This is a genomic window from Micrococcaceae bacterium Sec5.1, assembly GCA_039636795.1.
GTDB lineage: Bacteria > Actinomycetota > Actinomycetes > Actinomycetales > Micrococcaceae > Arthrobacter.
In genome coordinates this window covers 4,768,612-4,780,797 of sequence record CP143430.1, presented here as the reverse complement: position 1 = coordinate 4,780,797, position 12,186 = coordinate 4,768,612, and the positions used below count along the sequence as shown (strand labels likewise).

Below are 12,186 nucleotides of genomic sequence, written 5' to 3'. Positions count from 1 at the left end.
CGCCGTGCCTCCTCCGGACGGATCTGGAGGAGGCACGGGTAGTGACAAATCGTGCCTACTTCCCCTCGGTGAAGTAGCTCACGCACTCGCCCTGGTCACCGAACACCGGCGCCGGACTCGTCTTCCATCCATTGCTCTTGCACGCGTCCTTACCGGTGGAGAACGTCAGCCGGTAATCCTTCGTGGTCCCGTCGGGCGCCGTCACGGTGACTACCGCCGTCGGGTTTTCAGCGGTGGGCTGCTGGACCGTAACCTTCGCGTTGGTGTCCAGCGGGTAGCCGACGACGGCGGGAGTCGCCGACGTCGACAACACCCGATAGTCGCTGGTTCCGGCAGCAAAACCCACGACCGAGGCTTGGTTCACAAGGAGCCTGCCGAGATCGGCGAGCCCGGCATCCGCCAAGCGGGAACCGGCGATGGCCACTTCAGCGACCTTTGTGTACGAACCCGTGGTCACGAACGAAACCCTGATCCCGCGGGTGGTCACGGGGTCGAAGAGGACGGTGACCGGTGCCGCCGTCGAGAGTCCCGTGATGGTTCCGGCGGACGTATACTTCCAGATGCCAGCGGCGTCCTGGTACTGGATCTTGAGGCTCTGCGCCGCTTTTTCCGCAGACGTCACGGCCACGGAGGAAACGGTGTAGTCCCGGCTGAAGGCGTAGCTCAGGCTGTCACCGGCCCGGCCACCGCTTACCCAGTTGGACCAGCGGGTGGAGGCGTTGGCGTCGCACGTGTTCTTGGCGATGTAGGAGCCCTCGGTGTAGCTGGCGGTTGCTGCCGTGGTGGGATCGTCCTTGCAGATGTTGCTGCTCGGAACACGGTCCACCACCACGACGGTGAGGGTCGCGGACAGGGAGCCGGCCTTACCCGGAACGGTCACTGAACCTGTGGATTGCAGCGCTGAAGCATCAAAGGAAGACCAGTCCCACGCCACGGGCAGTGGATTGCGGGCAGGACCGTCAGCGATTTGGCCGGGGACCGTGCTCGGCGCTGCCGCTTGGACCGAGGCCAAAGTGGAGCCGACACCAACAGTCACAGACGCCGCATCCGTTGCCACGTACTGCCCTACAGTCACAGTCAAGAGCGCATCAGTGAACGTCTGGCCGTACGGATCAACACCTGAACCGTGGAGTGCAACCTTCCCTTCCTTCTGCCACGCTGCTGGATCTACAGGGGACCACGTGACTGCAAGCGGTTTGCCCGGGCCGGCTTTGTAGAGCGGAGTCACCGTGCTGGGGAGGACAGGTGCGACACCGGTGAGCGTGCTGAGCTCCAAAGGCTGAGTGCCCAGAAGTTTCAAGTCGGCGATGTCCGTGAAGGCCCAGGACTGATGCGGGTTGCCCGTTGCTGTAGCCGTGGTTCCCGTAGAAGACGCCAACCCCACGGACGTTCCAACAGCAGTTTGGTTAGCCGAAACCTGCAGGGCAATTGCAGCCCCGGCGTTGACCAGCGACCAGTGCTTGCCGTTCTCCGTTGTCACTATCCACTGTGCAGCAGGAGTCGCCTTGGCTTGGTCCAAGGTCAGGGAAGCAAGCGTAGCAGCACCGGATTGACTGGCGTTCAGCACACCACCATTGCCTGTGAGCACCCGGCCGTCCTTGTTCGTCAGGACCCAACGGCGATCATTCGCAAACTCATCGTCAGCATTCACTGCGTTGAACGTCCAAATCTGCGGAGCCACGCCCGCAGCGTCCGTACCCAGTTCTTCGATCGAGGAAGAACCGTCCGCACGAGCCGTCAGGTACTTGCCGCTTGCCTCACCGGTGAGGTGATAGCTGTGGCCGTCCTGCACAGGCGCGGCGTCGTCTGAAACTCCGCTGACGGCGTCGACGACGAACGTCACCACTGAGGCGGCAGGAACCTCAAGCGTGGCGGACTTTGACGTGGTGTTGACGGCGACAGGCGCACCTTTCACCAGCGCGTTCTTCTCGATGTCATCCAGCGGGGACTTGCTGGTGACCACCGGCGTGACCGTAGAGCCTGGCGCGATGCTGCCAAAACGGCTGAGATCGATGGTGACCTTTTCCGGCGTCGGGGTGTCATTGAAGTGGACAAGGGTGGCGCCGTTTCCGTCCGCGCGGAGGGCGCTGGCGGTCTTGGCGTTGTCGTTCTGGATGAGGAAGTCGCCCGGACGGATGTAGTGGGTGAAGTTGCGGGTGGTGTTGTACTTCTGGTTGGTCAGGACCTTGCACTTGGCTTGTTCCTGAGTGGCCCCGTCATTGAGCCGGCGGTTGGAGAAGCCTTCGCGGCCCTCGTAATTGCAGTCGAAGTCAACATAGATGGAACCCCAGCCCTTGTCCGCTTTCTCCTGCTTGTAGGTGTCCTCCACAGGCTGCCAGAAGACCCACGCGTCCGGTTCGAGTTCGCGGAGGTCGTTCACCATGCGCCCTGCAATGCCCAGGCCGTTGGTGATGTTGGAACGGTCCCAGCCGCTGGTGGAATCGCCGAGCGCCGGGTTGCCCGTCCAGAATCCGCCCACTTCGCTCATCCACAGCGGCTTGTCCGTGGAGTTGGCGAGGTCGCGGACCCGGCGGCGATCATTGGTTCCGTAAGTGTGGACATTGAGCTGACCGACCGCGTCCTTGGCCTCTTGGCTGTAGCCGTTCCAGTTGGTCATGAACTTGGTGGGATCCGTCTCGTCCATCCCCGAGATGACGGCATCCGTGCTGCCCTTCCCCAGCTCCGCGGCCAGGAGTTTGGTGACGCGATCCTGGGCGGCAGGGTAGATCAGGGCACCCTCCTGCTTTTGCGTATACGTGGTGGGCGGTTTGCCGGTTGCGGCGTTGATGTCCGTGCCCCAGTAGCCCGAGTTCGGCTCGTTGAACGGATCGATAGTGTCCATCTTGATGCCACTGCCCTTTTCGAGAAGCTCGACGGCGTGCCTCATGTAGGCGGCGAACTTACCCTCGGCTTCGGGTAGCAGGTTTTCGCCCTTGCTGGTGTTGACCTGGCCGGATACGTAGCCGCTCTTGGTCATGAACCAGGGTGGGGAGTTACTGAAGGCTTCCCAGTGGGTGATTTGTTGGTCGGCGGCGAGGCGCTCCACCCACCACCGTTGGTTCTGATCGGCGTCGGGGTTGTACGACGCGGGGTCATCCGGGTTCCACTGGTTCAGGAACGCGAGCTTGTTGGCTTGTGTTTTGTCGACTGTCCCGTCGGGGTTGTAAAGGTTCGACGGCGCCTGGCCGGCCTGCGCGTCGGTGACCGGCTTCCACCATCCCTCCACAGCGCTGCCGTCGTTGAGATAATTGGCTACGTCCGAGGCGTTGCCGCCGCCCACGTTGTAACGGGCGATGTTGAGGTTGAGGCCGTCCTCGCCGAAGACCTTCTGGTACAGCTCTTCACGCAGCTCGGGGGAGTAGCCCGCCGTCGCATTCGCAAACCACACCAGGCTCGTTCCCCAACCTTCAAAGGCCTTGCCCCGGCTGGCGGGATTGGGGGTGATGGTTACGGCTGTTGCATCGTCCGCTGTTGCTGTCGTGGCTGTTGCGGGCATGAGCGCCAGGCTCGCTGCGGCAGTGACAGCTGCCGCCAGCACAGCCACTGGCCTTCGGATTCTTCGCGCGGTAAACGCCATGGGTGGACCTCATCGTCGGGGTTGTCTCGGGTGCTTGGCCCGGCTTTGGGAAGGCTGGGCAATGCGACACTATGAGGCCCCTGACGGGGCAACAAGGCACTCGAACAGGCTCGAACGGGGTTGGTCAGAAGTGGTCACCTCCATTCAAGCAACGCGGGGTCACATATGGCCCATGTTTCGCCTCGGAAGGGGCCATAAGTGACCCCGGGTTGCTTCCGGTTTGCTCACCATTCCCACGAACTGTATAGATGTATACAAGTACACTTCTCTTGAGGGGCGGCACGGCATGGCAGATCCACAACCACGGAACACCGGAGCACATCTCGTCTATAGCGAGCTCAAACGGCGCATCCTCAGCCTCGAGCTCAAACCCGGGGAGCGCATCTACGAGCCAGCGATGGCCACCGAGCTACGCGTCAGCCGTACGCCTCTGCGGGAAGCCATCCGGCGCCTCATTTCCGAGAGCCTCCTGGAACAGCAAGCCACCGGGGGAGTGCTGGTTCCGGTGCTGGATGAGACGGCAATTTCCGAACTGTACGACGTCCGGGCTGCACTGGAATCGCTGATGGCCCGCGAAGCGTGTGCCAAGGCGGCCGTGGAGGATATTGAGAAGTTGCAGGGGATCCTTGAACGCAATGCAGCCATGGTGGGATTCGCTGATGAAGCCATGAAGTATGGCGTGAAACTGCACGCCACCATCGCAGCTATAGCTGGTAACTCGTGGGCTCAACGGTTCCATGACCAGATCTCAAGCCAGGTTGAGCGCTACCGGCATTTCACCAACAACTCCCCTGACCGTCGGGAAGAGGCCCTCGCCGACCACCGGGTACTCGTGGAAGCCATAGCTTCCAAGAAGCCGGACAAGGCAGCAAAAATCGCGTTCGACCACGTCATCGCCGCCCGGGATGAGACGCTGCGTGCCATTTCAGGCGCGGGTCTCGTGAACGAATGATTGGCGAACTGGGGCGACGCTCGTCCATTGCACTTCTGATCCACTCGGCCCTCATCCAGGCCGTCACCTTTCTGGTCCGGCCAGCCACCAGCTACAGGGCGTTGGAACTGGACGTCCCCGGGTTTGCGCTCGGTCTTCTCGCTGCAAGCTACGCAGTCTTCCCGCTACTCCTCGCGCTGCCGATCGGCGGACTGGTGGACCGCCTTGGTGAACGTAGGCTCATGGCGATCGGGTCCGCCGTCGTGCTGGGTTGTTCCGCTTTTCTGCTGTTCTTCGGAACGTCGGTTCCCGCGCTGGTGGCCGGAACAGCGCTTCTTGGCGCCGGGCAGCTCGCTTGTGTGGTGGGGCAGCAGGCGGTCGTTGCGAACAATGCAGAGTCGGCGCGCTTGGACTCTGCGTTCGGGTATCTGACGTTCGCCGCGTCGCTGGGACAGGCACTTGGACCGTTGGCGATTTCCTTGGTGGGCGGCGCCTCCGTCCGCCCGGATACGAATGCCATCTTCCTTCTGGCGACGGCCATGAGCCTGGTGCTCTTCGTGACTACTTTTGTGGTCTCGTCGAAGGTTAGCCGGAGAAGACGCATGTCCAACGGATCCGCTGGCGCCAAGGGCGGCGCCATGGCATTGCTCAAAACCCCTGGTGTGGTCCGGGCATTGGCAACGAGCGCTACCGTCCTGGCAGTGGTTGACCTGACTGTCGTCTATCTGCCCGCCCTTGGCGCAGAGCGGGGCCTGAGTGCGGCAACTGTTGGCCTGATGCTGACTGTTCGAGCGGTGTTGTCCATGGTTTCGCGGCTGGGGCTTGGCAACATGTCCCGGAAACTGGGACGGATGAGGCTGCTGGTTCTGAGCCTTGCAGTTTCCGCAGTGTCGCTGGCAGTAGCGGCAATTCCGATGCCCATGTGGTTGCTCTTCGTCGTCATGGCGTTCCTCGGCCTTGGCTTGGGAATCGGCCAGCCATTGACGATGTCCTGGCTCTCAGCCCAGGCGCCCGAAGGCCAACGCGGACGCGCGCTGGCCTTGAGGCTCGCCGGCAACAGGGTGGGCCAAGTTGTCCTGCCGAGCGCGATCGGAGTTGTGGCCGTCGGACTCGGCGCGGCGGGTGTGTTCCTTGCCTCCGCGGTGGCAGTTGGCGGAACGATGCTGTTGCTGCGCGGGGTGCGGCTGGACGACTGATCCCAGGCCCAACTGACTGGCATTAGTGGTTGTTCCCAGCGCTGGGAACAACCACAATTGCGAGTTACTTGCGGAGATTATTCCGCGAACAGCGCCGCCAGGTCATCCGCCGTCAACGAGCCACCAGCCAGCGCATCGCCTTCCATCACATCCGCGAACAGCTGCGACTTCTTGGCCTTCAGAGCCATGACCTTTTCCTCGATAGTGTCCTTCGCGACCAAACGGTAGACCATGACGTTCCGGGCCTGCCCGATCCTGTGGGTACGGTCCACAGCCTGTGCTTCGGATGCCGGGTTCCACCACGGGTCCAGCAGGAACACGTAATCCGCCTCGGTCAGGTTGAGCCCGAAGCCACCGGCCTTCAGCGAAATCAGGAACACCGGAGCAACGCCGTTCTTGAACTCGCTGACGACGTCGCCGCGGTTCCGGGTGCTGCCGTCGAGGTAGCAGTACTCCACGCCCTCAGCGTCCAAACGCTCACGCACCTTGCCCAGGAATCCCGTGAACTGGCTGAAGATCAGGGCCCTGTGTCCCTCGGAAATGAGGTCTTCCAGTTGTTCGAAGAGCACATCGAGCTTGGACGACCGCACCCCTGACAACGACGAATCCACCAACGACGCATCCAAACTCAGCTGCCTGAGCAACGTCAGGGACTGGAAGATCGTGAAGCGGTTCTTGTTGACGTCGTCGATCAGCCCCAGGATCTTCTGGCGCTCGCGCTGCAGATGCGTCTGGTAAACCTTCTGGTGCCGCGGGTTGAGCACTACTTCCAGGACCTGTTCCTGCTTGGGCGGCAGGTCCTTGATGACCTGCTCTTTGGTGCGGCGCATCATCAGTGGACGGACACGACGCCGGAGCTTGGCCAACTGCGCCGAGTCACCGTTCTTCTCCACCGGCTTCTGGTAGTTTTCCGCGAACCGCTTGGGACTCGGGAACAGGCCAGGCGCCACGATCGATGTCAGCGCCCAGAACTCCATGAGGTTGTTCTCCAGCGGAGTGCCCGTGATGGCCAGTTTGAACCGGGCCGGCAGCTTGCGCGCGCACTGGTATGCCTTGGATTGGTGGTTCTTCACGAACTGCGCCTCGTCCAGCATCAGGCCGGCCCACTGGAATGTTGCGTAGGCATCGTAATCAATGCGGAACAGGGCATAGGACGTAATAACGACGTCGGCACCCGCCAACGCGTCGACGGGTGACAGGCCGCTCTTGGCAAAAGTTTCACCGACGGTCCGCACCACAAGCCCTGGAGCGAAGCGTTGCGCTTCCGCGGCCCAGTTGCTCACCACACTGGTGGGGGCCACCACCAAGAACGGAGCGCGCGTTGAGGAATCAGCCGTAGCAACAGCCAACTCCTTGGCCGCGCAGATCAGCGCGATCGCCTGCACGGTCTTACCCAGACCCATGTCATCCGCCAGCACGCCGCCCAAGCTGTGCTTGAACAGGAAGCTGAGCCAGTTGAAACCTTCAAGCTGATACGGACGCAGCTCAGCGTTAAGGCCTGCAGGCAGCGGAAGTCCGGTCACGCCGTCGTCGAGCAGTCCGCCCACTGCCTCTCGCCATGCGGCCGCCTGCTCGTCAACGATCCCCAGCTGGGCGAGCTCATCCCAGAGCCCGGCCTGGAAACGGCTGATCTGCAGGGTGCCGTCCTTGTTGTCCGGGTTGTCCTGCAGTGACCTGGCTTCGTCGATCAGTGCGCGCAGCTGGTGCAGCTCAGGCAGGTCGAGGGAGAAGTAGGCGCCGCTGGGCAACAGCATGCGGCTCATTCCGGCAGCGAGGGCGGAGAACACGGCGGCGAACGAGACCGGTTCGCCTTCGAGGGTGATGACGATGCCGAGATCGAACCAGTCGCCGCTCGCCGTTTCCTTCGTGGAGATGGAGACAACGGGAGCTTCGGCGGCTTCGCGGTAATCAGCGATATCGCCGGACGTTTCGACCACCACATCGGGCAGGTCCTTGAGCGCCGGCAGGATCTCCTCAGTGAAAGCCAGCGTGTCCAGCCCGGAAAGCTCAGCCGAGGCCGCGAGCCGCGGAGCGCCCCAGCCGCCGGTAGCTGATTCCGCCAATGCCGGAACCAAGTCCCACGGCCGACCGATCGAATCCAGGATCCGGGCTTCCTCGAGGTCATCGCGGTAGCCACGATCATCCGGATGCCGCCACAGGGGCTGCGCCGTGACCAACGTGCCGGACTTGTAGTGCCACTCCCAGTGCAGCCGCACCTTGTGATCAATGCCGTAATTGGCGAGGAGGGAGAGCGTAGGGACTGCCAGCGTCGGCAGTTCCACCGATTCATCCGCTGCCTTGACGGGGGTTGACTGCCGCAGCTTCGGGTAGAACGAGGTCAGGAACCGGCTCTCGTCTTCGGCCGGAATCTGAAGCGTTTCCCCCTCAGTGACAAACTCCAGCAGTTCATCACTGATACCGCCCTCAATCGGAGCGAGTGTGATCAGGTTGTTCTGCTGCGGCACTCCGGGCAGGGCTTCGGCGCCGGAATGCGTGAAGAAGATCCCGTACGCGGGCTTGCCTATGAAGCCCACAGTTCCGGCATCAATCTGCTCGCCGCCTACCGTCACGGACGGCGCAAGCTGCAGGCCGCCGTCGGGCGTTTGCTTCCCGTCTTTGCCGCCCAGCGCTTCAAGGCGCGCCAAACTGAGTCCGACGACGGCCGGTTGGGTCTCGACGTGGACAGGCTCGCTACCAGCGGCGTGAATGAGCGGAATGCCGGCTTTAGTGGCGTCGGCGAGAAGGGTCCAGAGGTTCTTGGCAGCGAAATCATTCAGGCTCAACCACATGGCGCCGGACGGTTGCTGGCGACCATTACTGGAACCATGCGCAGCGAGGAAAGTCTGAAGCCACTCGACGTGAGCCTCATTGAATTCACGGCGGAAACTGACGTAGCTGAGGTTGTTCCAGGAGACGTCGCCGCGGATCCATTTGCCCTTGGCACCCATCATCACGGGCCGGGCCTTGAGTTGCCGGATACTGCGCATGGGGTCGCGGCGGCCTGTGTAGGAGAAGTGGGCGGCCGGTTCTTCCACCTCGAACTGCAGGGCGAGGGGAATGCCGGCAGTGCTCGGCGCAGTGCCCGGCTTCGCGATCAGCCTGTTGAGGGCTTGCTCCCAAGCCGGCCGCCCGGAACCGCCCTGCTCGGAGGAACCAAGGCGCGAGGTCTGGATCCCGGGCGCCTGGGACAGGAGCTGGGCGCGGATCGTGGGGTGGTCCTCAGCGGTGAAAAGCAACGCGGCCACATGCTTGCAATCCTTGCGGACAGGGCAGCTGCAAATACCTACTGTGCAGCTCCAGCCGCTTGGCTTGCGAACCAGCTTGGCCGACGTCGAATATGGTTGCGGCCCAGTGCCGCGGACCTTGCCAAGCAAGAGACCGGTGGCCGAATCGAAAGAAATTCCGCTTACGCGGCTGCCCATGGCATAGGCCAGTCCGGCCGCCAAAGAGCGGTCATTAATGGCAGGAGTCTGAATGGCCAGTTCCCAGGTTTCGTCTGTGTGGGACGGCATGCGTCGGGCTACTTTCGGCAGGAGGTTATCTGCTCAATCTTAGTCAGCAGAAAACGGCTCCCAAACTTCGCCCTCCGTTAACCTCTACCTCGATTGCCGCGCCGCTCCCACGCGTACGTTGAAAGGGTCCGGAGCACCAACAGCTTTCAGCAGTGAGGATTTCCCATGACTACCAACGAGTACCCCGTCGTCCTGAACAAAACCAGCTTCGAAGCAGGCAATGCAGACGTAGTGGATTCCAACGTCAACGTCGTGAACCAGATGTACGCGGAGCTCCTCAACAGCGACGAAATCGCGCCCGCTGCGCTCAACAGCTACTTTGCCGATTTCTACATGACCCAGGCATTGGCCGGTGGATTCGCCCAGTACGTGTTCACCGCCCCGGAGCGTGAAGAGGTTGACGCCTACGTGCGTGCCGGTTTGGAAGGCATGGGCGCCACCCGGCACCTTGACCTGTTCAACCGCACCGCAGCAGCCTTTGATGCGTTGAGTGAGGACGACGCCGAGGCCTACCTCGACGGCGAGCTGGACGAATCCGAAACGCCTCTCGCGGCCGTTGTTGTCCTGGATGAGCTCGACGGCGAATTCGAGGCATTGCTGGAAGAAGAGGACATCATCGACCTCAACGCCGCCTACCTTCGCGGCTCGTCCGAACTGCTGGTCCTCTCCGATGAGGAGCTTGAAGCGCACATTGCTGAGCGCGTCGCCCTGATTCCGGACCTTGCAGAGCGCCAGGCCGAAGCAGACGAAGAAGCCCTCGCCAACGCTCCGGAGTTCGAGGTCATCATCCGGGAACTGTGCGATGTGGCTGGCTACGCGCTGCAGAAGATCACCATGGGAGACCCCAACTACGAGCACGACGGCGTGAAGACCCTCGCCTGGCACTTCTCCACCGACCACGGTGACTACATCATGGTGGAAGACGATGACGAAGCTTTCATGATCCACCCGGAGACCAAGGAAATCATCGCTGCCGTGGAGTTCGAAGAGTCCGACGAGCTCGCCGACGCGTAATTCGCTCGATCGTTCGGCTGGACGGCCGACATCCTCTGCGTGTACCCCACCGTCCCCCTGGCCTCGCAAGCTCGGCCAGGGAACCCTGACGGTGTGGGCCCACTTTGCGCTTTGACGCACGCTTCCGGATGCCTGCCGTCCAGCCGTTGCCGCGCTTTTCCGGCGATTTGGCTGCCACCCCTGCGATGGACGTCGCCACTTCGCTCGATCGTAGCCCGGCCGTTCTCCTGACTTCGCTGAAAACGTGCGCGTTAGCGGGCAAAGTTCCGGCGTATTCGCATCGTTCCCGGGGCCTCGGCACTGGATGTCCACATAGCGTGGCGCACCCCTTTAAGGACTGGATGTTTCGTCGGCATGCTAAGTCCATGGATCCAAGATCATGGCTTGAAAGCACCGCCCCGTTAGTCCATCCGCTTCCTGTGCGCGGGTACATGTGGAGAACCGACGAGTTACTCCGTTTCGGCCTGAACAGTCGAAAGGTCAAGGCACTGGTGGACTCCGGTGAGCTGCACCGCTTGAGGTACGGCTGCTACATCAGGGGCAGCAAGTGGAATGCGCTGGGTCCGAGGAGGCAAGCCAAGGAGAGGATCCTGGCACATGCGCATGGGACGCTGACAACGTCAACAGGCGGATTCGTCTACAGCCATTTGTCGGCTGCACGACTCCACGGTCTGTTCGTGTGGGGCGCGGATGACAAGGTTCACGTCCTGCACACGGCACGGCCATCCTCCGACCGCTGGGGCAAGGACGTTCGCGGACACACAGAAAGCTTCACTGAGGACGATGTCATGCAGGTTCAGGGCTTACGGGCGACCACACTCGAACGCACCATCTGCGACAGCGCCAGGATGCTCAGCTATCCCAAAGCACTGGTGATTATGGATCATGGACTGCGCGTCGGCGCTGATAGGAGCAGGCTGACTTCCTTGGCCGAGGTCTCCTCAGGGAAGCGGGGTATCCGCACGCTGCGCAAGGCTTTGGACAACGCAGACCACCGCTCCGAGTCTGCCGGCGAGACGCTGACCCGTGAGTTGATGCAAAGGCTCAACATCAGGCGTCCACAGCCACAATTCGAGGTGCAGTCCCGCTTGGGTCGCCACCGTATGGATTTCGCTTGGGAAGAGGAAAGACTGGCTCTGGAGTTCGACGGTCGAACCAAATACTTCGACTTCAATCCGACAGATGAGGTCATCTTTCAAGAACGACGGCGGGAGAAGGCACTCGTCGAGGAGGGGTGGCGGTTCATCCGGATCGAGTGGAAGGACCTGTTTCAAGAACGCGCGTTCAAGGAGCGCATCCTTCGAGCGCTCAGGTGATGCGGCCTGAAGGCGAGTTCGTGGGAACCCTGCCTGTTCGCACGGAACATTTCGGCGATATGGCAGGCTTCCCGCGATCTCGGCGTCACGCTTTAGTAGCCCGCTGCGGCCCCCTTGATCATTTCTCCACTGGGGCTCACCAAGTACCAGACACTTTGGACGCCTTGGCCGGTGACATCGCCCGGAGCCTTGTCCTTGGCGTAGTAGTACAGCGGCATGCCATTGAGGGTGACCTGCTTCTTCCCGTCAGGGGTCGCTATGGTTCCCACGGTGCCCGTGACGCCTTCAACGGTTGGCTTGTCCGACGTCGTCGTGAACACTGGCCACGCCGTCAGGCAGGCGCCGGTGCACGCGCTGGATCCTGAATCCTTGACGTCCTTGGTGAAGAAGTACAGGCTCATGCCCTTGCTGTCCACCACGATCTGCCCGGCGCTGGATGATGCAACCTTCATTTCGGCACCGGCCGTGGCCGGACTGGACATGGCTGTACTTGGGGACGTGGAGGTAGGTGCCGTCGAGGACGTAGCGGCCGTGGGCGCGGCAGAGGACGTGGTGCTTGTCCCGGGGCTTCCGCCGCAACCGGCAAGAGCCACGGCGAAAACCATTGCGCCGATCCCAACGCTGAGTCTATTTCTCATGT

7 protein-coding genes are annotated in these 12,186 nt (G+C 62.1%); 4 read left to right on the top strand and 3 right to left on the bottom strand.

Features of this window, described 5'->3' with window-relative positions; translation table 11 throughout:
- Window positions 1–55: 55 nt before the first annotated feature.
- Complete coding sequence (locus tag VUN82_21840) at window positions 56–3,577, bottom strand: glycoside hydrolase (GenBank protein XAS71694.1); 3,522 nt, start codon at window positions 3,575–3,577, stop codon at window positions 56–58.
- 286 nt (window positions 3,578–3,863) lie between these two features.
- Here VUN82_21840 and VUN82_21835 point away from each other — a divergent pair, with 286 nt between their 5' ends.
- Window positions 3,864–4,529 (top strand): GntR family transcriptional regulator, encoded by a 666-nt coding sequence (locus tag VUN82_21835; GenBank protein XAS71693.1) that lies wholly within the window; start codon window positions 3,864–3,866, stop codon window positions 4,527–4,529.
- A complete protein-coding gene (locus VUN82_21830) occupies window positions 4,526–5,704 on the top strand; it encodes an MFS transporter (GenBank protein ID XAS71692.1) in 1,179 nt (392 codons plus the stop codon). The genes VUN82_21835 and VUN82_21830 overlap by 4 nt, the downstream gene beginning before the upstream one ends.
- Before the next feature lie 77 nt (window positions 5,705–5,781).
- Here VUN82_21830 and VUN82_21825 read toward each other — a convergent pair whose 3' ends face one another.
- Complete coding sequence (locus VUN82_21825; protein ID XAS71691.1) at window positions 5,782–9,216, bottom strand: DEAD/DEAH box helicase; 3,435 nt, start codon at window positions 9,214–9,216, stop codon at window positions 5,782–5,784.
- A gap of 165 nt (window positions 9,217–9,381) precedes the next feature.
- On the opposite strand from VUN82_21825, the gene VUN82_21820 reads away from it, so the two are divergent.
- A complete protein-coding gene (locus VUN82_21820; GenBank protein XAS71690.1) occupies window positions 9,382–10,230 on the top strand; it encodes a hypothetical protein in 849 nt (282 codons plus the stop codon).
- A 365-nt stretch (window positions 10,231–10,595) separates the two neighbouring features.
- A complete protein-coding gene (locus VUN82_21815; GenBank protein XAS71689.1) occupies window positions 10,596–11,546 on the top strand; it encodes a hypothetical protein in 951 nt (316 codons plus the stop codon).
- 92 nt (window positions 11,547–11,638) lie between these two features.
- Here the strand turns inward: VUN82_21815 and VUN82_21810 are convergent, their stop codons facing one another.
- Window positions 11,639–12,184 (bottom strand): hypothetical protein, encoded by a 546-nt coding sequence (locus VUN82_21810; protein XAS71688.1) that lies wholly within the window; start codon window positions 12,182–12,184, stop codon window positions 11,639–11,641.
- Between the last annotated feature and the right edge of the window lie 2 nt (window positions 12,185–12,186).